At 48.0% G+C, this 22002-nt stretch carries 21 protein-coding genes; 7 read left to right on the top strand and 14 right to left on the bottom strand.

Going from position 1 to position 22002, the window contains the following annotated elements; translation table 11 throughout:
* Positions 1-91: 91 nt before the first annotated feature.
* Positions 92-2479 carry an ABC transporter permease gene (locus tag ACYVF1_RS06600; RefSeq protein WP_461076804.1) on the top strand — a complete coding sequence of 796 codons (2388 nt, stop codon included), beginning with the start codon at positions 92-94 and terminating at the stop codon, positions 2477-2479.
* Between the two features lie 124 nt (positions 2480-2603).
* Here ACYVF1_RS06600 and ACYVF1_RS06595 read toward each other — a convergent pair whose 3' ends face one another.
* The 3 genes from ACYVF1_RS06595 to apaG all read right to left on the bottom strand — a co-directional run bounded on the left by ACYVF1_RS06595 (position 2604) and on the right by apaG (position 5300).
* Positions 2604-3974: a monooxygenase gene (locus ACYVF1_RS06595; protein WP_461076802.1), complete on the bottom strand. Its 1371-nt coding sequence runs from the start codon at positions 3972-3974 to the stop codon at positions 2604-2606.
* Positions 3975-4031: 57 nt separating this feature from the next.
* Positions 4032-4811, bottom strand: coding sequence for an O-methyltransferase (locus ACYVF1_RS06590; RefSeq protein WP_461077831.1), 780 nt, complete (start codon positions 4809-4811; stop codon positions 4032-4034).
* A 102-nt stretch (positions 4812-4913) separates the two neighbouring features.
* Entirely contained in the window at positions 4914-5300 is a 387-nt protein-coding gene (gene apaG, locus ACYVF1_RS06585) for a Co2+/Mg2+ efflux protein ApaG (protein WP_461076800.1), read from the bottom strand.
* Between the two features lie 144 nt (positions 5301-5444).
* Between apaG and ung the strand changes: the two genes are divergently transcribed.
* Positions 5445-6110 (top strand): uracil-DNA glycosylase, encoded by a 666-nt coding sequence (ung, locus tag ACYVF1_RS06580; protein ID WP_461076798.1) that lies wholly within the window; start codon positions 5445-5447, stop codon positions 6108-6110.
* Positions 6111-6161: 51 nt separating this feature from the next.
* Here ung and ACYVF1_RS06575 read toward each other — a convergent pair whose 3' ends face one another.
* The 8 genes from ACYVF1_RS06575 to ACYVF1_RS06540 all read right to left on the bottom strand — a co-directional run bounded on the left by ACYVF1_RS06575 (position 6162) and on the right by ACYVF1_RS06540 (position 14260).
* A complete protein-coding gene (locus tag ACYVF1_RS06575; RefSeq protein WP_461076797.1) occupies positions 6162-7112 on the bottom strand; it encodes an N-acetylmuramoyl-L-alanine amidase family protein in 951 nt (316 codons plus the stop codon).
* 146 nt (positions 7113-7258) lie between these two features.
* Positions 7259-8431: a signal peptidase I gene (gene lepB / locus ACYVF1_RS06570; RefSeq protein WP_461076796.1), complete on the bottom strand. Its 1173-nt coding sequence runs from the start codon at positions 8429-8431 to the stop codon at positions 7259-7261.
* A 128-nt stretch (positions 8432-8559) separates the two neighbouring features.
* Positions 8560-9300 (bottom strand): 4-hydroxy-tetrahydrodipicolinate reductase, encoded by a 741-nt coding sequence (dapB, locus tag ACYVF1_RS06565; RefSeq protein ID WP_461076794.1) that lies wholly within the window; start codon positions 9298-9300, stop codon positions 8560-8562.
* A gap of 72 nt (positions 9301-9372) precedes the next feature.
* A complete protein-coding gene (locus ACYVF1_RS06560; RefSeq protein WP_461076792.1) occupies positions 9373-10215 on the bottom strand; it encodes a DUF5683 domain-containing protein in 843 nt (280 codons plus the stop codon).
* 68 nt (positions 10216-10283) lie between these two features.
* On the bottom strand, positions 10284-11204 hold the full coding sequence (locus ACYVF1_RS06555; RefSeq protein ID WP_461076790.1) for a ParB/RepB/Spo0J family partition protein: 921 nt from the start codon (positions 11202-11204) through the stop codon (positions 10284-10286).
* 89 nt (positions 11205-11293) lie between these two features.
* A complete protein-coding gene (locus ACYVF1_RS06550) occupies positions 11294-12076 on the bottom strand; it encodes a ParA family protein (RefSeq protein ID WP_190886585.1) in 783 nt (260 codons plus the stop codon).
* A gap of 283 nt (positions 12077-12359) precedes the next feature.
* The gene (gene eboC, locus ACYVF1_RS06545) at positions 12360-13235 is read right to left on the bottom strand and encodes a UbiA-like protein EboC (RefSeq protein WP_461076788.1); all 876 of its coding nucleotides are present in this window, start codon (positions 13233-13235) and stop codon (positions 12360-12362) included.
* Positions 13236-13324: 89 nt separating this feature from the next.
* Positions 13325-14260 (bottom strand): TatD family hydrolase, encoded by a 936-nt coding sequence (locus ACYVF1_RS06540; RefSeq protein WP_461076786.1) that lies wholly within the window; start codon positions 14258-14260, stop codon positions 13325-13327.
* A 166-nt stretch (positions 14261-14426) separates the two neighbouring features.
* Between ACYVF1_RS06540 and ACYVF1_RS06535 the strand changes: the two genes are divergently transcribed.
* Positions 14427-15095, top strand: a complete 669-nt coding sequence (locus ACYVF1_RS06535) for a DUF4136 domain-containing protein (RefSeq protein ID WP_461076784.1) — start codon at positions 14427-14429, stop codon at positions 15093-15095.
* A 6-nt stretch (positions 15096-15101) separates the two neighbouring features.
* Complete coding sequence (locus tag ACYVF1_RS06530; RefSeq protein WP_461076782.1) at positions 15102-15749, top strand: porin family protein; 648 nt, start codon at positions 15102-15104, stop codon at positions 15747-15749.
* A 96-nt stretch (positions 15750-15845) separates the two neighbouring features.
* On the opposite strand, the gene ACYVF1_RS06525 is transcribed toward ACYVF1_RS06530, so the two are convergent.
* Positions 15846-16520, bottom strand: coding sequence for an EboA domain-containing protein (locus ACYVF1_RS06525; RefSeq protein ID WP_461076780.1), 675 nt, complete (start codon positions 16518-16520; stop codon positions 15846-15848).
* Positions 16521-16631: 111 nt separating this feature from the next.
* On the opposite strand from ACYVF1_RS06525, the gene ACYVF1_RS06520 reads away from it, so the two are divergent.
* Entirely contained in the window at positions 16632-18446 is a 1815-nt protein-coding gene (locus ACYVF1_RS06520; RefSeq protein WP_461076778.1) for an SGNH/GDSL hydrolase family protein, read from the top strand.
* Between the two features lie 19 nt (positions 18447-18465).
* Here ACYVF1_RS06520 and ACYVF1_RS06515 read toward each other — a convergent pair whose 3' ends face one another.
* Both ACYVF1_RS06515 and rpsU read right to left on the bottom strand, forming a co-directional pair.
* A complete protein-coding gene (locus ACYVF1_RS06515) occupies positions 18466-19359 on the bottom strand; it encodes a tyrosine-type recombinase/integrase (protein WP_461076776.1) in 894 nt (297 codons plus the stop codon).
* A 229-nt stretch (positions 19360-19588) separates the two neighbouring features.
* Positions 19589-19786 (bottom strand): 30S ribosomal protein S21, encoded by a 198-nt coding sequence (rpsU, locus tag ACYVF1_RS06510; protein ID WP_012924721.1) that lies wholly within the window; start codon positions 19784-19786, stop codon positions 19589-19591.
* A 56-nt stretch (positions 19787-19842) separates the two neighbouring features.
* On the opposite strand from rpsU, the gene ACYVF1_RS06505 reads away from it, so the two are divergent.
* On the top strand, positions 19843-20769 hold the full coding sequence (locus tag ACYVF1_RS06505; protein WP_461076774.1) for a Ppx/GppA phosphatase family protein: 927 nt from the start codon (positions 19843-19845) through the stop codon (positions 20767-20769).
* A gap of 113 nt (positions 20770-20882) precedes the next feature.
* Positions 20883-21869 (top strand): bile acid:sodium symporter family protein, encoded by a 987-nt coding sequence (locus ACYVF1_RS06500; protein ID WP_461076772.1) that lies wholly within the window; start codon positions 20883-20885, stop codon positions 21867-21869.
* Positions 21870-22002: the final 133 nt, after the last annotated feature.

The raw sequence follows: 22002 nt of genomic DNA, 5'->3' as shown, positions 1-22002 counted from the left end.
TTATTGAAAGAGCGCTTCGAAGAAGCGAATAACAAAATCCTGAAAATCCATCAATCTGCTCAATCCCGGTTCAGACAACCCTTCTAACCATATGCTACGTAATTACATCAAAATCGCCTGGAGGAATCTGCTGAAAAACAAGCCGTTTTTCCTCATCAACACGCTCGGTCTGGCCGTTGGAATGGCCGCCTGCCTGCTCATTTTGCAATACGTTACGTTCGAACGTAGCTACGATGATTTTCACCCAAACGTCCAGAATATCTACAGAATTGAGTATGATAGTTATCAGAACGGGAAACTGGCCTATAAATCTGCTACGTCCTTTCCCGCCATTGCCCCCACGCTGAAGAAAGATTTTCCGGAAGTGGAAGAAACGGCCCGACTCTACGACGCCAGCACCAACGTAGTGACGTACGATAATATCCATTACCGCGAAGACAATTATTATTTCGCTGATAACTCCGTTTTCAACATTTTCAAGATCGACTTTCTGAGTGGTGACCCAGCTACTGCCCTGAAAGACAAGAACACCGTAGTGATGTCGGAAACGATTGCTCACAAATATTTCGGCAGTCAGAATCCGCTTGGGAAAACCATCAAACTAGGTCGTAATCCGTACCTGGTTAAAGGCGTTTACAAAGACTACCCAAAAAACTCCCACCTCGAACTCGACCTGATTTTCTCTTACCTCACGGAACCCGACGCCCAGACCAGTTGGGGCTGGTACGATTTCTTTACGTACGTAAAACTGAAACCGGGCACCAATCCAGATCAGTTTCAGGCGAAAATTTTAAATCTGGTTCAGAAATATAACTCCAACCGTTCCAAAACCCCTGGCAATCACAGCGATTTATTGCTCCAGCCAGTACGTGATATTCATTTGAATTCAAACCTGAATCAGGAAGCCGAGGTGAACGGAAATGGAAAATCAGTGGCCGTTTTATCTATAATCGCGCTGTTTATTCTGGTGATCGCCTGGATTAATTACATCAACCTGGCAACTGCCCGCGCTATGGACCGCGCCAAAGAAGTGGGTATTCGAAAGGTAGCTGGAGCCGAGCGGTTTCAACTGGTTATTCAATTTCTGATGGAGTCGCTCATCCTCAATTTATTAGCGGTGCTGGTCGCTCTGGTCATTGTGCAAATCAGTGCCCCCTCCTTCAACGAATTAACCGGACGACCGCTGTCACTCACTCAATGGCTGCAACGCGATTTATGGCTTCCGGCAATCGCCGTTTTCGTTGGCGGTACGTTGCTATCGGGTTTGTATCCGGCATTTATGCTGTCCGGATTCCAGCCAATTACCGTTCTGAAAGGAAAACTGAGCAACGTAACAGGCGTGCTTTCGCTACGTCAGGGTTTGATCGTTTTCCAGTTTGCGGCTTCGGTGATTCTGATCATTGGCACGATCACCGTCTACCAGCAACTGCGCTACATGCAGAATCAGGATTTAGGGTTCAGTGCTACGAACAAGCTTATTGTTCGCGGAGTAGAAAGCGGTGACTCTACGTATGAAGCCAAAGCCAACGCGTTTAAGCAGGAGTTGGAGAATGCTAATCTGGTCGAGAAAGCCACTGCCTCAGCCTACGTGCCGGGTATCGAAATCCTGTGGACTAACGGTTTCCGACGGCTTGACCGGTCGGATATGGCCTCCAATACGTTATATAACACGGCCATCGATTATAATTTCCTGGAGGCTTACGACATCAAACTGGCAGCGGGCCGCAATTTCGACAAAACCTTTGGCACCGACCGACGTAACGTATTACTCAACGAAACGGCGGTTAAACTGCTCGGCTTCGACAACCCCGCTGACGCCATCGGCAAGCGCATCAGTAGTGGCGATACGTTAACCATTGTGGGCGTAGTGAAAGATTATCATCAGCAGGGACTTCAGAAAGGTCACTGGCCCATGCTGCTACGTTTTCTTCCTGCTGCAGACAGATTCTTCTCGTTACAGTTACGTTCGACGGATGATCTTCCAGCGAAACTGGCCGGTGTCAAAACCGTTTATGACCGGATTTTCCCCGGAAACCCATTCGAATATTTCTTCCTGGATACGTTTTTCAATGAGCAGTACAAAGCCGAACAGCAATTTGGCAAGGTTTGTACGCTATTTGCGGGACTGGCCATTTTTATCGCCTGTCTAGGTCTGTTTGCGCTTGCTACGTTCATTGCCAAACAACGTACCAAGGAAATCGGCATTCGGAAAGTATTGGGTGCCAGCGTGCCCAGCCTGATTCGATTGCTGTCGAAAGATTTCCTAAGGCTGGTTGTGATCTCGATTGTACTGGCTTCACCCCTTGCCTGGTACGCCATGAATCGCTGGCTAGCCGACTTTGCCTATCACATCGCCGTTCCGTGGTGGGCTTTTCTCTTGGCAGGTCTAGCTTCCGTAGCCATTGCCTTACTCACGGTAAGTTACCAAAGTGTGAAAGCTGCGCTGATGAATCCGGTGAAGAGTTTACGTTCCGAATAATATCTGAACCGGGATTTAGCAGATTTAAGGATGAACAGGATTTTGTTTTCGCTTCTTCGAAGCGCATAAATCTGATGAAAACAAAATCCTGTTCATCCTTAAATCTGCTAAATCCCGGTTCTCATTACTGCTCTTCATAATAATAGCCGAAGATAATACCCATTTCGTCTTCGCTGGTCAGGCCGAAATTGACGGTTTTTGTCGTCGTGTTTTTGTACGTAATTTCGGACGTAAGCCCCTCCCCTTTCTGCAGCGAAATTGGCGTTTTAAGGGTGATAATATCCGGGTGTTCCCAGTCGGTCGAGGTGTATACTACTTCTCCGTCGCGGGTTCCACCTTTTATTTTTATGGAAAACAACGTACCGAGTTTGTGCATGTGCGACGTCAGCGTCAGGATCTTACGCGGTTTATCGAATGTAAACGATTTGGTGAAGGTCTGCGTTTTACCGGGTTCAATTGCCAGGCTTGTATTACTTAAATTCAGCGTTTTCACCACCTTCTGCACCTTCGACTTATCGATTGTATAGAAGTTCACCTGCGCTTCACCTTTCATTACCGAACTCGTTTTATTCACAAAATGAGAGTTCAGATCGAGTGTCGCCCCTGCCGGAATCAGTAAGGCCGTTCCCTCCGGAAAAACATAATCCTGATACTGCGCCTGCGAACCGGCAAAATAGACATGGTTAGACATTGATAGCGCTGTGGCTATATTGAGCGAATTATCAGGATTTCGAAGGTCGCGAATGTCGTTCAGATTAGGCAGCAGGTTTTTATTCTGGAAATCATACACCACGAAATGATGGCTTCCGTTACGCATTTTGGTTTCGTAACGATTCACATAAATATCGCTCGAGTTGCCCACTGTTCGACGGGTAAATAGTTCACGTTCGAAATTAGGCTGAATATCGAAGGACGGAATGGCCATCTGGTAACCCGTTCCCGCAGCAGGAACCGTCAATGAAGCGTACGGCGTCGCTGTCGACGTATTGTCGGTCACTAATGCAGGATCCGCTACGTTACCTGTTTTAGGAGCACCCGCTTCGATCCAGCGACGAATAAATTCAATCTGACCGTCGGGCAACGCATTTGCACTTCCCAGCGGCATCAAACTACCATACGACTTCCCACTGTGGTGACTGGCTGACAGATTCAGTTTGTGATAAAGTAAGCTTTCCAGCGACGCGAATGGCTTCACACGTTTCAGCGCATCAGCTTTAGCGTTCGTATTCTTAGGATCGACATTGACCAGGTTTTCATACGCAACGCCTGCTGACAGTACCAGTCCATGCTGAACGAACGTACCGTCTTTATCAGAAGCGTGGCAGCCTGACGTAGCACAGGAAGGCGTGAAAATTTTCTGCTGAATCAAATCAAAAGTTGCCGTCTCCGATGGGTCTGGCGAATCCATGGCCGTTTTGCTGCATCCACCCAGATTCAGCAGTAGTGCCGAAACGCCGATGGATAAACCTAATCGAGTATAAGTCAGGAAGTTCATAGGTTACGTAATGCTAAAAAGCATCTCGAAAGATAACGTAATTCCGGGACTTTTCTGTTAGAAACGTAGCACGAAATCCTGTCTCGGTTGCTCACGCCGGAAGAAAACGAGTCCTACCCAGAACAAATCGATGGTGACGCTGACGGAGGGATGCGCTTTGATGTACGTCCAGGCCTGTTCCATTTCAGCCGACCAGTGAATGTCGTCGAAAACAAAAACTGTGTCGTTATGGATTTTGGTCAGGCAGGTTTCGAAGTAACGGACGGTAGGTTCGTAGCGGTGGTTGGCATCAAAAAACACGAAATCGACAGGTTGGGTAGCTGCTATGTGCCTCGCCAGCGTTTCGTCCAGATTACCAATGATTACGTTCACGTTTTGCATCCCCAAATGTTCAAAATTCTGTTGGGCTATGGATGCTATTTCCGGGCAACCTTCGAACGTAGTGACCTGTCCGCCAAAAGATTTAGTAGCTTCGGCCAGATAAGCCGTTGTGAGACCAAACGACGTCCCTAAATCGAGAATGGTTTTCGCTTCGAAACGTTGAATTAGTCGAAACAGCAATCGTCCAAACCGGGCCGGTTTTTGCGAATGACGGGCAATGTCGCCGATGGTACGTTGCCGGGACATGTTGACCCGTGAGCCAGCACCCAAATCAGTTATCGTTATCGACTGACGACTGCTACGTAGTGTTTTTCGTAATCGCTGAATCGACGCAAAGAATGGTTGCGGAGCCTGTTTGGCCCGAATGATCTGCGTATACAGCGAAAAAAGAAAGGGAGAATGAAGCGAATGTTCGTCGCGGGCGCGACTCAAATAGCGGAAATAAGCAAGCACCATAGGTAATGGATAATCAGGGCCGCCCGTGCGGGTAAATGTAAATGAATAATGGGAGAACTGTCCCACCATTCACGATCACTATCCATTATTCATTAATCGTTATTAATTTAATTTATAGGGAACTACCATCGTAAACTCCGGAATATTCACGCGAAGCTGTTTACCATCGATGATACGTTCGATGAGGTATGTACCGACCATCTTGCCGATACTCGACCGAAGATTACAACCCGATACGTATTCGTGCACTTCACCCGGCTCAAGTACGGGCTGTAGGCCTACTACGCCTTCGCCTTCCACTTCGCGAACGGTGCCGTTCGAGTCATAAATTAACCAATGGCGCCGAAGCAACTGAATTGTACAGTCGCTGGCGTTTTCGATGGTAATACGATAGGTGAATACGTAGTGCGACTGGAGTGGACTGGAGTAATCGGACTGATACTCCGTCTTCACACTAACTTTCACGCCTTCTGTTACGGAAGAAACCATAAAATTCCTGTCGTTTGCAACCTTAGAACGAAAATTAAGTTGATTAGTTTTGTTACGCAAGAACCGTTCTCAAAAAATTTCCGATTATCGCTTTCTGTGTACGTAGTCCCATAATACTAAATCACCCTTATCAGTTCCCTTCCCATGAACGTATCCATTGCTGAATCGTGGAAAAATCACCTGCAACCCGAATTTGACAAGCCGTATTTTGCTACGTTGGCCGAGTTTCTGCGCCACGAATACAGCACCCAGCGCGTGTATCCGCCCGGTAAACTGATGTTTAATGCCTTTGACAAATGCAGTTTCGAGGATACGCGCGTGGTAATTCTGGGTCAGGACCCGTATCATGGTGAGGGCCAAGCCAATGGATTAGCTTTTTCGGTGGCTGACGGCATCACAAAACCACCCTCTCTGGTTAATATTTTCAAAGAAATACAGGATGACCTTGGTAAGCCTATACCAAAATCCGGAAATCTGGAGCGTTGGGCGCAACAGGGCGTTATGCTTCTCAACTCAACGTTAACGGTTCGGGCAGGGCAGGCTGGTTCGCATCAGGGCAAAGGCTGGGAAACCTTTACGGACGCCGTCATCAAGCTCATCTCAGACGAAAAACAGCACGTAGTGTTTATGCTTTGGGGAGCGTATGCCCAGAAAAAAGGGGCGGTTATCGACGGTAAAAAACATCTGGTTTTGAAATCGAAACACCCATCACCCATGGCTGCACAATGGGGTGGCTGGTTCGGCAACAAACATTTTAGTCAGGCCAATACGTATCTGGAAAGTAAAGGATTAGCGCCTATTGAGTGGTAAGCTCTATTTAATTTGTACGAGCCAAGCTCCAGTTTGGCCCGTACAAATCAATCACTGTGCTCGCTTTAGATCCGTTTGCAGACCCGCACAAATCCAGTTGGCCAGCGCCTGTCGATTATCGGCAATCAGGAAACGTCGTTGGTCTTTGTCGTTTTGAATATTACCCAACTCAATAAAAACGGTGGGCGGATTGCTATTTTTCACTACGTATAATTCGCTTCTATCTGATACCGTTCCCGAATAGCTACGTCCCGGCTGGCTACGTTTATAGCCCGACTTAAAGCTCTTATGAATGAGTTTTGCCAGTCGTTTACCCGGTTTGCTATTCTCGTGGTGATAAAAGAATACGTCGATTTTTTCTCCCTGGCTGCGGCTATCTACGTGAATGGTTATCAGCCGCTGATACTTGGCTTTGAGTTTACTATGCAGTCGATTAACGGCGTCGGTACACTGGCGCAGACGCTTGTTTTGATCCAGCGGAATTTTCTGATCTCCATAAGCGACTTCATCGTGATCTACTTTCAGAATTTTATCGTCACGAATGCCATCGTTTGGGTCACGTACCATCATGTACACGGCGGCTCCGTGCTCCATCAAAGCGCGGGCTAGTCGAATCGTTACGTCATAGGCATATTCATCTTCGGCTAATTGTTGTTTCCCATAATAGCCGATGGCGCCAGGGTCAGGTCCGCCGTGGCCTGAGGCCAGATAATAAACTGCCCCACGTAACGATCTGTCCTTGAGCGCAACACGAGCATATCTTTTTCCGAACATAGGCACCGAAACGCTCTGCACATCCTTTTTCGCACTTGCTGCGTTCGGCTTTGTCGCTTTCGATTTACGTGATGTATTGGCACTGCTACGTTTTTTGCCCGGTTTTTTGATTGTGTCGATGATTGTTCTTTTCTCACGGGCAATTACCTGACACTCATCTCCTGCAATCAAAAATAAAGTCAGGCCAAACAGCACGCCAACGTAACGGCTGGTAAGCCGATTCCGCAAGAACTTTATTACGTTATTTCTAGCCATACTCTTCTTCGGATACACGCTTAAAACGGCTGGACAGCCCATAAAATTACGTAACGAAAACCCCCAAATCTGCGGCACCATCGGCGCAAATTTGGGGGCTACGTTATGGTTCTGTTACGTTAATCAATCGTTCTGAACAGTCGGTTCCAGCGAATTTTATTCCAGATATTCGCCGGATTCGGATCTATCGACATCCAGACAAATACCGCTTTCCCTACGATGTGATCTTCAGGAACAAAGCCCCAGAAGCGCGAATCCAGTGAGTTATCGCGGTTATCGCCCATCATGAAGTAATAATCCTGTTTGAACGTATAAACCGTAACGGGCTGCCCGCCAATTTTAACGGCGTTCGGTGTCAGCTCCACTTTTTCGTTGCCTTCATATAGTTCAATCACCGGGCCATAAATGGCAATCGTCTGCGGATTGATCTGAATGGTTGCCCCTTTTTTCGGAATTGTGATCGGGCCAAAATTGTCGTGATTCCATTTGAACGTCGGGGTACCATATACCGATGGCATCATTTCGCCGGGCTTGTCGGTCATGGGTTCAATACCTTTTACCCAGTCAAATCCCTTAAACTGATTAATAACGGCCTCCGTCGTATTCACGCTGTAACCAACCAATTTCGAAGTTTTGGTTGAATCGTTGTACTCTTCGAGCGGTTTCCAGTTTTCGGTTGGCTGATTCGGGTCACGGTAATCGTTGACGATTTCGTATTTACGGAAGAACGTAGCGTCGAGCATTTCGGTCGTTTTCACGAAATATTTTTGCTCTGAACGCGGTGGTTTTGCAAGCGGTTTTCCATTCACAATCACTTCGCGCTGACGAACTTCCAGTACGTCGCCCGGAATACCGACGCAGCGTTTGATGTAGTTGGTTTTCAGATCGACAGGATAATCGATATTGTCATTCAGGTACTTAGGCGGTACGTTAAAAACCACTACGTCGCCATTTTTTACATGGGTAAAACCAGGAAGGCGATACGATGGTAACTGAATGGCCGTGCTGTAAGATGGAATATCGGTTCCCCAGATTTTCTGGTGTGTGAGCGGCACCTGCAAAGGTGTACGCGGGGTACGGGTGCCGTAATGCAGTTTACTCACGAATAGAAAATCGCCTACCATCAGGCTGTTTTCCATCGAAGGCGTTGGAATGGTAAACGCTTCCATGAACAGCCAGCGAATGAGCGTAGCCGCTACTACGGCAAACAGAACCGAATCGAACCACTCGCGAAGGGGTGACTTCTTAGCTTTGGCCGACCTTATTTCGGCTTGGGTTTTTACTTCAGACACGTGGACTATTGATGAATTTTGACTGTTTGAATTATGAACAAATGCCGAAGCACTGAATTTCTGTATAATAAAATACGAAATTACGAAGATGAACTGGTTTTATTGACCCGTTTATCATTCATAATTCATCATTCATCACTTCCCAGCAAGTCGTCCATGCCAAAAACTCCCTGACGGCCGACGAGCCATTCAGCTGCAATTACGGCTCCGAGCGCAAATCCCTGCCGACTGTTTGCTACGTGTTTGATTTCAATTCGATCAACATCCGATTCGTAACGTACCGTGTGGGTACCCGGCACAGTTCCCTCGCGTAGCGATTCTATTTCTATAGCATCATCAGCCTCTGAAATAGGCTCATTAGCAGCTTCATTGCTTATCCAACGGCGTTTATGGTGCATGTGTTCCATAACGCCCTCGGCCAACGTAATGGCCGTTCCGCTGGGGGCATCTTTCTTCTCCGTATGATGAATTTCGGTCATTGATACGTGGTACGACGGGTAGTCGCGCATGAACTTAGCTAACACTTTGTTCAGACGAAAAAAGAGATTAACGCCGATGCTGTAATTCGATGCGTAGAAAAAAGCGCCGTTACGTTCCTGACACAATGCTTCGATTTCCTTCCGATGACCCAGCCAGCCGGTAGTTCCACACACTACAGGCCAGCTACGTTCCAGACAGTGCTTAATATTCGTAACTGCCGATTCGGGTGAACTGAATTCAATGACGACATCTACAGCGTCGGGTTCGAGATTGACTAAATCCGTCTGATTGTTCACGTCAATACGTCCGGCAATCTGGTGCCCCCGCTCAAGCGCAATCTGCTCGATGGTTTTGCCCATTTTACCGTAACCGAGAAGAAGAATATTCATAATCAAGTAATTGGTATGTATGATGTATTATGTATGTACAAACGGCATATATCATACATCAAACTTCATACATTATTTAAAAGTAAGCGCAATCCTCACCCCCGGCACTGGCCCTGTAGGGATGGGCAGTACGTTGGGTTCGATGCGCATTGAAATATCGTCTGATAAATCAAACGTTTTCAGATGGGCCGCTACGTTAGCTTCCACCGCATTTAATGCATAAAGTACGACAGATAGAATGACGTTCAAGTCGCGATAACGACGGTACGTATCATAGGCGTTTTTGGCTGTAGCCACCGAATAGACTTTAAACCCGCTAATAGTCACAGATTCTGGCTTGGCACCATAGACGGGCGGAATAGTAAACGTATTATTTGCTGTCAGCAGATTATCGGGTAACGTACCAGCGGCTAAACTTACAGATTGAGCAGCTTGTATGACTGGTGCAAACAACAATTGCCGATACCCATTTGCAGCCTCGTTGGCCAACCCATTGTATTTAAAAAACAAGTACCCCATCACGCCAAAACCAGCATAAATGAAGGGTATTTTGTAATACTGGCGATTATAAGCCTGACCCATACCCGGCAAAATTAACGAGCGAATGGTAGCCTGTTTCGGGATAATTTTATGTTTGCTTACTTTTTTCGCAACCCGGGTTGTATCCGGGTGATCAAGCGAAGTCGAATCGCCGGGGATAACGGCCGTACGGATACCAGCGGGTTCGGTGGGCACTAGGATGCCGTTCCGACGTATCACGGCAGGCAACGTATCGGAAATCGAACGTATCAGTCGGGTCGAATCGATGGGGGCAGGTGTGGGAGCCGGTACCAGAATCGGGTTTTGCGCCAGTAGTGTGCCAACCGACGTAACAACCAGCAGCAACGTTCCCAGAAATCTCAATATTGGGTTCATGCATACACAACGCCTGAACGGCCAGGCTTTGCCCCGGTTATCCACCCTTTTAAGGTAATTTAACACGGTTATGCCTGGGAGTTCAGTACCTCCAGAATTTTGGTCAATTCTTCCTGTGAGGTAAACGGAATTTTGATTTCGCCCTTGTGCTTTTCGTCGGCTTTAATGGATACGCGCGTACCGAACAAGGATGATAATTTAAATTGAAGGCTACGCATTTCCTGCTTCGGCAACGTAACGCGCCGGGATGCCGCAAGCGTTAGATCCTGCGCATCGTCGGAAAGGTTCCGGACTGCTTCCTCAACTTTCCGCACCGACCATTCTTCATCCACTACTCTGTTGAAAAGCCGAATTTGAGTATCCGGATTTTCGATATTGATAATAGCCCGCGCGTGGCCCATCGAAATCTTGTTGTCACGCAACGACGCCTGAATCACCGGCGGCAGTTTCAGCAGACGAATGTAATTGTTAACGGTCGTGCGATTTTTGCCAACCCGTTCGCCCAGTTCTTCCTGCTTCAGACTACATTCGGTAATGAGCCGCTGGTAGCTGAGGGCAATTTCAATGGCGTTGAGGTTTTCGCGCTGAATGTTTTCGATCAGCGCCATTTCCAGCATCTGCTGGTCGTTGGCGGTACGTACGTAAGCGGGTATATGCGTCAGTCCGGCAATTTTCGACGCTTGCAGACGGCGTTCACCCGCAATCAACTGATAGCGCTCTTTCCCTAACTGACGTACCGTAATTGGCTGAATGATACCTTGTGTTCGGATAGAGTCGGCCAGTTCCTGAAGGGCTTCTTCGTCGAAACGGGTACGGGGCTGAAACGGGTTTGCTTCAATTTGAGACAAACCAATTTCCGTCATCGTACTGATCGACTCGTATGGGGAGGGCTTCGACTGTCGATTGACTGATTCGCTATCGTGCAGCAAGGCACCCAGCCCTCGGCCCAATCCTATCATCTTCTTAGTCGGTGCTTTTGCGTTATCCATGGTAAAGATGTATGATATAGGATGTAGGATATATGATGTACAACTACTTGCCAGCAATCATACACCATACTTCATACATCATACATATTTTAAGCTTCCTGCGGCATCATGCCGTTCTTAATCAGAATTTCACGGGCTAGATTGAGGTAGCTGACAGCTCCTTTGCTATCGGCGTCCTGCGCCAGCGCGGGTACGCCAAAGCTGGGCGATTCACTCAGCCTGATATTACGCGGGATGATGGTATTAAAAACCATCTGTTGAAAATGGGTCGTAACTTCACTGACAACCTGATTCGACAACCGAACGCGCAAATCATACATCGTAAGCAGAATTCCCTCGATGGCCAGATGCGTATTAAGCCGCGACTGAATAATCTTGATGGTATTCAGCAGTTTACCTAGTCCTTCAAGCGCAAAATATTCACACTGTACCGGAATGATAACCGAATCCGCAGCTGTCAGGCTATTGATGGTAATCAGACCGAGCGAGGGCGAACAGTCGATAATGATAAAGTCATACTCCTCGCGCAATCCGTCGAGCGTACTCTTCATTTTATCTTCCCGATTCTGGAGGTTAATCATCTCGATTTCAGCCCCCACCAGATCAATATGCGAGGGAAGTAAATCCAGGTTCGGGAAATCCGTCTGAATGATGGCATCGTGCGGACGTACGCCCTCCACCATGCATTCGTAAATGCTGTTTTCGATTTCTTTGGGATTGTAGCCCAGACCCGAGGTGGAGTTCGCCTGAGGATCTGCATCAACAATGAGCGTCTGAAATTCGAGAGCGGCCAAGCTGGCAGCTAAATTAATCGTTGTCGTAGTTTTACCGACGCCACCTTTTTGGTTGGCGATAGCAATCACTTTACCCATGGGTCTGTACGTTGCAGTTTCAAATATGCCGGAATGTTTCCACGAATCCAAGAATGTTCCACGGAATGTTTCACAAATATAAATGAACCCTTTGCCTCAATTGAGCCAGTTGTCTGAGTCATAAAGATTTGTTTAAATACATTTCCGGAAGTCGCCCAACTAGGTAGAGCAACTAACGTACCAAATTGAGATAGGCCCCGACAGGCTCTGGCTGTCGGAGTCGCGCTAGAGACTAACTACAAACCATCCGGCGACTTCGACAGCCGGAGCCTGTCGGGGCCTTCTACGTAACGGCAAACAGTTTTGCCAGTAGGCGAGACAAAGGGAGAAGACAAAATACCAGAAGAGCCAGGGGAAATGAAGCAAAGGCCGCGACCCAGGCGGCATTCATTACAATGAGCGACAAAACGCCTGCTTTCACCGCCATACCGATGTTACGTCCAACAGGCTCTTTGACGGCTCGCCAAAGCGGAGGGAAAATATAATAGCCAAACAGAGCTAGAAAAGGGAAAGCCGTTCCCAACTGCTGCTGTCGCTGAGCCAGAGCTGCTACGCACCCAATTACCAGCGCATAGAGCAAGCCGGCGAATTGCAACGTAGTGGAACGCCCTCCGTGCACTTCGCCCCGACTAATCATGGTGATGGCAGCTATGTACACAATCGGAATCAGGCCGACCCACACCCACGGCATCACCTGATCAGGCAGGATGCTCACGCCAAGCAGCAAATTCAGACCACGGCACAAGCCCATGTTGAGCGGTCCCAGCAGGTTATGATGTTTGCCGAATCGATCATATACTACGGAAGCTACAGCAATGGCAATCGCCAGAAAACCAGCCGTCTGATTTACCAGAAATGAGCAAACAATACCAATGGCAAATAGCGACAGCGCCAATGCTACCGCCGTACTTTTACGTACTAATCCACTCGGAATCGGTCGTTCAGGCCGCTCGATGGCGTCTAATTCAGCATCGAACACATCATTAAACACAACGCCACCCCCATACAAGCCAACCGTTGCCAGACAAAGCCATCCCACAGGCGCTGGCGGAGGATTCATATCCAGAAAATAACCGGCAATCGCCATCCCCGCCAATACGTCGGCAATCGCCGTAACTAAATTCGCCGGACGGGTGAGGGAAATCAGTGCTTTAAGCATAGAAAGTGAAAGAGTGAAAGAGCAAAAGAATGAAAGAGCGAAAATTCTTCGGATGGAATCACTCTTTCATTCGTTCGCTCTTTCACTCTTTATTTAATTATTGTTGATTCTTTATCGACGCGACGAGGGGCTTGGCCACCACGTAGCACCGAGCTACCGTTGTAACGCTGGCTCTGGTCGATAGTTAGGGGTTGGGTGAGTTCCTCCAGACTAAGTTGTCCGCTTTGGGCAAAGGCAGTAACGGCGTTGGTAAACGTAACGAGACGTATCGCTTCGTCCGAAATGCCGCGCTGTTTCATTAGAGCAGCCGTTTTCGGTACGGCCAGCGGGTCGCTGATGCCCCAGTCGGCGGCTGAATTGATCATGATACGTTCTGGGCCGTATTGCTTCACAATTTCGACCATGCGTTCATTGCCCATTTTCGTGAATGGGTAAATCGTGAAACCCGCCCAGAAACCCCGGTCAAGTACCTCCTTCACCGTTTCCTCATTATTGTGATCGACAATCACCATGCCGGGGTCGATACCGTGTTCGATGGCGATGTCCATGCTACGGCTAGTCCCCTGTTTTTTATCGCGGTGAGGAGTATGTATCTGCACAGGCAAATTGGCTTCTTTGGCTAATTCGAGTTGGGCGCGGTAGTATTTGTCCTCGGCCGGCGTCTGATCGTCAAAGCCTATCTCGCCCACACCCACTACACCTTCCTTATAGATGAAAAGCGGCAGAATTTCCATAACCTGCTCGGCAAGTTCCAGCTGATTAGCTTCTTTTGAGTTCAGGCCAATGGTGCAATAGTGCCGGATACCGAACTGCGACGCCCGAAACCGCTCCCAGCCCACCAGACTGGCGAAATAATCCCGAAACGAATCGACGCCGGTACGTGGTTGCCCCAGCCAGAAAGCCGGTTCAATCATGGCCACTACGCCAGCATCGGCCATTGCCTGATAATCGTCGGTAGTTCGGGATGTCATGTGGACGTGCATATCGAAAAACGACATGCCCCGAATTGAATCCATAAAATCCATACGCGTTGCTAAAAAGATAACGGAATAACTACTCCGTTGATAGACGTAACAAAGTTCTTAAAAATTTTGGCCGGGACGGGTCATTTTTTCACTCGATTTTAAGGCCCATTTTTCAAACTTCGTCTTCATCTGTTCGTTCTATAATTAGTATACAACAAACTCACTCATGAAAACGCTTCAACAACAGTGGTCAGGAAAAGGAAGCCTATGGGTAATACTACTCCTGACTGTAGGCGGAGCTCTGACAGCCTGCCGCGACAATGCTATCAACGATTTGAGTCCGGCCGATAGCCCGGTTTACATTACCAATTACGACCGCTCGGTCAACTTTGGTCAGTACAAAACGTTTAGTCTGCCTGATTCGGTGATCATCGAGTCGAACAATAGCTATGCAACAGCGAAGAATTCGATTTCGGATCGCTTTGTGAGTAACGTAGCCACCGCGTTAACTTCCCGAGGATTTCAGCGTGTAGAACGAGGCCAGAAAGCTGATTTGGGCGTAGCGGTCATCCTGGTAAACAACCAGTATACCGGCGTCGCGTCGAACCCGTATTCTTACTATTCAAATTATTGGGGCTATGGAGGTGGCTTAGGTGGTTATGGTTATTCGCCGTACTATCCTAGCTACTATACTTATGAAGTCACCGACCGGTACTGGGAAATTCAGGTAGTCGATTTAAAAAATAGCCCAACTGCTGGCACAGGACAACAGCAACAATTGCCGGTCGTTTATGATGCTACGATCCGTGGTGCCGACATCACTGATACGCAGACAGTCGATGCCGCTACGTCGGCCATTTTCAATCAATCGCCTTATTTGCAAATAACCCGCTAATTCGTCATGAAACGCCTAATTGCACTAATTGCCCTGGTGAGCCTGACAACAGTAGGCCGGGCACAATATAAAAATGAGTACGAATCGTCGATGTACGACCGATACGTAACGTTCAACATCTCAGCCCGTTACGGAGTCGTTGCACCGATGGGTGGCCAACAGGGGTACATTAACAAAATTTCGCCAACCAATTTTGCCCTCGACGGCGAATGGTTATTTCCGCAACGCTTTTCACTTGGCCTAAAATCGGGCTATCAATATTCGCAGCAACGTATCGGTCGGCAGGTCTATCAGTATGATGAGCAGTCTATTTCGGCTGTTCAGACCCGTACGCTTACAATCATCCCGGCAATGGCTTCACTATCCTATTATTTCGCGGATAATGCAGCCGCCATTCGGCCTTATATTCAAATGGCGGGCGGGGGTGCTTTTGTGGATTACACCAATTATTTCGGGCCACTAGCCGACCAGCAAACCGGGTTTAAAGGCGCCATTGCGCCAGCCATTGGTCTGAAGTTTTACCAGGGCCGCGAAAAGGGCTTGGGGGCTGAGATACAGGCTCAGTATCAGAACGTATTTTTCAATTACGACTTCCTGAAAAACAGCGCACCAGCCCTCATGCTATCGGTTGGTATTTGTTATCGATGGTATTAGAGCATTGAAGTGACTTCAATCTAAATCCCCTAAAGTGGACTTTTCCTACTAGTAGGCGAAGTTCACTTTAGGGGATTTAGGCGTAAAATAAAACCCCTACATCAGCATCTCAATATTTGGCGGCAGGCTACGGCCGGCGGCTCTACGTTCGGCGGCATAATCGGCCAAAGTATGGGCTAGCCGGTCGTTTTTGCGTTCGTGCAGACCAGTAATCTGTGTTACGTCCTTGTCTGTGAAAAAGGCCTTCAGAATCATTTGATTCCAGGCGGCTTCATCGAAATAATCCATTGGGTACGGATTATGCAGCATAATCGCGGACTGCACATCAGCAATGTTGTTACGTATACCTTCCGTCGCCTGAAACCGCCAACTTTCCGGAAAAGCCAGTATAGGCAGTGCGGAGTAAAGCGCTACTAATTCGTTGAGTTCAGCTGCTTTAAAAAGTTGGCTTATCGTTTTCACGTACGTTGTTTCATCATCAGCCGGAAGTTGCAGGAGCCACCAGACGCGGGCCAGCCGGTCGAGCGTCCAGTCATTGAGCGTAAAACCGGGACGCAGCCGTTCCAGGGAAAAAGCCATATCCGGTGCTACGTTGATCGGATGTTTTCCGACGAAACGCGGGATAGCCGTAAAAACACGGTAAAACAGTGACGTCTGCGGATTCGCCTGGAACGTAGCGGCCTGCTGGCGCAGATAATCAACGGCTTTTTCGGAATCGGGTTGCTGTTCAATGAGGTAGAACAGCGTCTGGCTCATCTGAGAAATATTCATACTGCAAAGGTACCTGAAGGAATCATTACTCTTTCTTGTCAAAAACACATTAGTACGTTGCCATACTCACCTTTATAGACTTTACGCCAAACGCTACGTCTGTTTTATACTATGAAAAAATGGCTACTCGTTCCGTTCGCGGTGATCGGTGTATTGCCCGCTGCTACGTTCGCTCAATCCGCTACCGAATACACTTGGTGGAACCCGATTCAGAACAGTTTTCCGGTGATCGAGGGGCAGGGCTGGCCATCCAGTGCATTACGGAACTCATACGATCGACTGCCTGCAAAAGTCGAAAAAAGCGTTCGAACGCCCGTCTGGAATCTGTCGCATAATGCAGCTGGCTTACTGATACGCTTCCGCGCCAGCACCGACCAGATTGCTGTTCGATACGTAGTAACGGGTAAAAAAGAACTTCCCCACATGCCCGCCACAGGCGTCAGCGGTGTCGATTTATATGCGGTTAATAGTGATGGTGATGCACTGTGGTGCGCTGGAAAATATACCTTTGGCGATACCATTCAATATAAATTTACCGGGCTCGAACCCAACGATACGTATCACCAGAAAGGCCGGGAGTATCGGCTCTATCTCCCATTGTATAACTCCGTTAAATGGCTCGAAGTTGGCGTACCGACCAGCGTTACGTTGACGCCCCTACCCGTTCGAGGTGAGAAACCGATTGTAGTTTATGGTACGTCGATTGCCCAAGGTGCCTGTGCTTCACGACCCGGCATGGCCTGGCCCGCTATTCTTGGACGCAAACTCGACCGGCCCATTATTAATCTGGCTTTCTCCGGCAATGGTCGTCTGGAAAAGGAGATTATAGATATCCTCCCCGATATAGACGCTAAAGTATACGTACTGGATTGCCTGCCAAATCTCGTTGCTGCCGCCGGAACGAAGCCCGACGAATTGAGAGAAAAAATTACTACGTCGGTGAAAACGCTACGTCAGCGTAAACCTGATACGCCCCTGCTGCTGGTCGAACATGCAGGTTACAGCGACGGCGGTACGAACACAACTCGGCGTCAGCAATACAACGATGCCAACATAGTGATGGAACAGGCTTTTGCGCAGTTAAAAAGTGAAGGCATCAAAAATATATACCTCCTTCCCTATTCGGCCATTAATATGAACACCGACGCAACGGTCGATGGCACGCACCCTACCGATCTGGGAATGCAGGAGTACGCTGATGCCTACGAACGTAGCATCCGCAAAATCTTAAACGAACCTGTTGGCGACGTAGCAACCATGAAACCGCGCACCCAATACCGCGACGCACGTGTGTACGACTGGGAAACGCGCCACCGGGAAATCATGTCTCGCGTCCAGAGTAAACCTCCGCGCATTTTATTTATCGGAAATTCCATCACGCATTTCTGGGGTGGCGAATCGACAGGGGCAACGCTACGTGGTGCTGATAGCTGGGATGCTGTTATGAAGCCGTTGGACGTATTGAATCTGGGCTATGGCTGGGACCGAATCGAGAACGTATTATGGCGGGTTTATCATGGCGAACTCGATGGTTATCAGGCAGCACAGATTGCGCTGATGATCGGTACGAACAATCTGCAACTGAATTCTGATGCCGAAATCAGTAATGGCCTGTCGTTTCTGGTACGTGCCATGCAAGCCCGCCAGCCCAACGCCGATATGCTGCTCATTGGCATATTACCTCGTCGAAATGAAGAAGCGCGAATTGCTGGTCTAAATCAACGTATTGCGCAGGCTGCGGGCGAGTTGAACGTAACGTTCATCCAGCCTGGAACGGTGTTTCTAAAACCAGATGGAAAAATAGACGAGTCGATGTTCAGCGACGGATTGCACCCCAACGCCGAAGGTTACCGACAATTACTGACGAAACTTCAGCCATATCTGAAGCCACTGCCAGTTGAGCCAGCTCCGAAACGGAAGAAATAGGAAGGTCAGCCGCCGACCGTTATTCTTTTTTCGCCTTGGGATGTGCCTGGTCGTAGGTCTTTTTCAATTGTTCCAGGCTGGTATGCGTGTAAATCTGGGTGGCAGCCAGACTACTGTGCCCCAGTAAATCCTTAATGGCGTTCAGATCGGCGCCCCGGTTGAGCAGGTGTGTTGCGAAGGTATGACGTAGCACGTGTGGGCTTTTCTTTTCGAGGGTAGTAATCAGTTCCAGATGTCGTTTCACGATACGTTGAATCAGCACCGGATAAGCCGCTACGCCTTTATCACTCACAATTAAAATACTGTTATCAGCCTGCCCCGAAAATTCCGTTTCTTTCAGTTGCGTATACTGCTGAATCAACTCAAAAAGCGGCTGGGTCAGGGGTACAATCCGGTGTTTGTTACGTTTCCCCAGTACGGTAATCGTTTTGTTGTACAGGTTAACGTCGGCCGTTTTCAACCCAATTAATTCACTCAGTCGGATACCGGTTCCGTAGAGCAGTTCGAGTACCAGTTTATCGCGAATTCCGTCAAACGTATCAGGGAAATCGATGTCCGTCAGCAGGGTTTCCATAGGTTTCTCTTCCACGTAGACCGGTAGTTTCCGGCTCGCTTTCAACGCCTGAATCTTCGTCATCGGATCAATATCGATCACTTTCCGACGTAGCAGAAATCCATAGAAACTACGCAACGTAGCAATCTTGCGATTCACCGACGATTTGTCCATTTCGCCTTCCACCAGACTCACAATCCACGACCGAATATGCCGGAAATCAGCTTTTTCGGGAGCGTCAATATTGCACTCCGTAGTCAGGAACGTACTGAACTGCTCCAGATCTTTAGCATAAGCCGTCAGCGTATGATGACTCAGCCGTTTCTCAAAGCGAATGTATTGGAGGAAGTCTGATGCCATCTGAACCGGAATTTAACAGATTTAGGGATTTTCAGGATTTTGCTTTACCAATTTCAAAATAATAGCCTTAAAAACGAGAAACAAAATCCAGAAAATCCATGAATCAGCTAAATCCGGGTTCAGAAACAAAAAAGCAGCAAACATCCCTGCTTGCTGCTCTGCGTTCTGTTGAAGAGTCGGTCGTCGCTGACTGCGCATTCAACGCGGCCGAACTCCGCTCACAACCGATCTATTGCTCGGTGTGATTGCCGTACATTCTTTCTTTGTAAGCGGCTTTGATGATCTCGGTGCGACGCTTTACCGACGGTTTTTGGAAAGCCGTCCGCGACCGCAACTGCCGTAACACGCCCGTTTTCTCAAACTTCTTTTTGAAGCGCTTGAGGGCCTTGTCAATCGACTCGTTGTCTTTTACGTTAATGATAAGCATGTTTTAATATTGTGTTTTAGCTAAAACAGGACGGCAAAGATAATAGCTTTGCGACTATGAAACAAGCGATTATTGATTTAGGCACCAACACCTTCCACTTATTTATTGCTGAAAAAACCGGCTCGGCAGTTACTACGTTATTTCGCGAAAGCCGACCAGCAAAAATCGGGATGGCGGGTATTAATCAAGGAGTTATTACCGAAGAAGCCATTGGCCGGGCCTTGAACGTACTGAGCTATTTTCGGAGTGTGCTCGACCAGCATAACATAGCGCCCGAGCACGTAACGGCCATCGGTACCAGCGCGATTCGGGTGGCAAAAAATCAGGCCGAATTTATTGACCGCGTTCAAAAAGCGACGGGTATTCAGATACAAGTCATTTCGGGCGATCAGGAAGCCGATTATATTTATCAGGGTATCCGGGCGGCTGATGCGCTGGACGATGCTACGTCGTTGGTGATGGACATTGGTGGTGGTAGTGTTGAGTTTATTCTCGGAAATCAGAACCGCATTTTCTGGAAGCAGAGTTTCGAAATTGGCGGGCAGCGACTGTTAGAACGATTTATGTCGACTGACCCCATCAGCGCCGGTAGTATTCGAAAATTGCATGACTATTTCCAGGAACAACTGCTTCCATTGGCCAACGCTATTCATCAGTATCAGCCGACAATTCTAGTGGGCTCATCAGGCTCGTTTGATACGTTGGTCGATATGTGGTTCATGCACGAGCGTGGCCACTTACCCGACCCAAATCAGCCGACATTTACGTTACCCATCGCCGAATTTTATCGGTCTTATCAACTGCTAATTGCCCGCAATCACGACGAGCGGATGGAACTTCCCGGTATGATTTTGCTACGTGTGGACATGATTGTGGTAGCCGTTTGCCTGATTGATTACGTGTTGAAAACCTATGGTATTTCGGAAATCAGAACATCGACGTATTCGTTGAAAGAAGGCGTATTGGCATCGATGAATGGATAATGGTTAATTAGTAATGTGCAGCGTAGCAGGTAAGTTTTGAGCAATACAAGCTTTCTAGGTCAAACTCATCCTTCATTCTACATTTCTAATTATCCATTATCTATTACGTAGCGATGAAAGCCGAAACTAACGCCCGCTCTTCGTACAATAACCTGATTTATACTGCTTTCATCATTGGCGCTGTGACCATTGCCCTCATTTTTCCGGGACCGTTCACGCAAATTGGTGATTTTCCGCTCAAGAAATTAATTGTGCCATTGCTGCAAATTATCATGCTGGGAATGGGCACAACCATGTCGATTAGGGATTTTGAAGGCGTCATTCAACAACCTCGGGCTGTGTTCGTTGGCGTCGTTTGCCATTTTATTATCATGCCTCTGCTGGGCTATACGCTGGCCAATACGTTCAAATTCCCACCCGAAATTGCGGCTGGCGTCGTACTTATCGGTTGTTCGCCAAGCGGACTGGCGTCGAACGTAATGTGCTTTATTGCCAAAGCCAACGTACCGCTTTCCATCACCGTCACAACAATTTCGACTTTGCTGGCTCCGTTTCTAATGCCCGCTCTGATGAAGTTACTGGCTGGTCAGTTTATAGAGATTTCGTTCATGAAAATGATGGTTGAAATTATCCAAATTGTGATTCTGCCAGTAATCGTCGGCCTTGCGTTAAATCGCATTTTTCATAAATCGGCGGTGGTTATTAACCGAATTATGCCACTTATTTCGATGGGCGGTATTGTTCTGATTGTAGCAATCATCACCGCTGCCGGTCGCGATAGTCTGCTGACAGTTGGCTGGACATTAGCGTTTTGCGTATTGATTCACAACCTCACGGGTTTTACGCTTGGGTATTGGTCGGCTCGATTGTTTGGCATGGATGAACAGAGCTGCCGTACCGTAGCCATTGAAGTAGGTCTGCAAAATGGCGGACTAGCCTCAGGAATTGCCGTACAAATGGGGAAAGTGGCTACCGTTGGATTGGCCCCTGCCCTATTTGGTCCCATTATGAACACCACTGGCTCACTGCTGGCAACGTACTGGAGCCAACGCCCGCCTAAAGAAGTTGCCCAAACCACTACATCGCCCCAGGCTATTTAGTTACAGAATTACAGAGTAGTAAGGTTATAAAGTTGAAGAGTTGAACCAACGCGAAGCCAACTTTTCGACTTTATAACCTTGCTACTCTATAACTTTTTCCAATAAAGTTGTATATGCAACTTTTACGTATAAC

It is taken from the genome of Spirosoma flavus, assembly GCF_054778555.1.
Note: the sequence above shows the minus strand (reverse complement) of the source record. Positions and strands in the feature narration are given on the sequence as shown.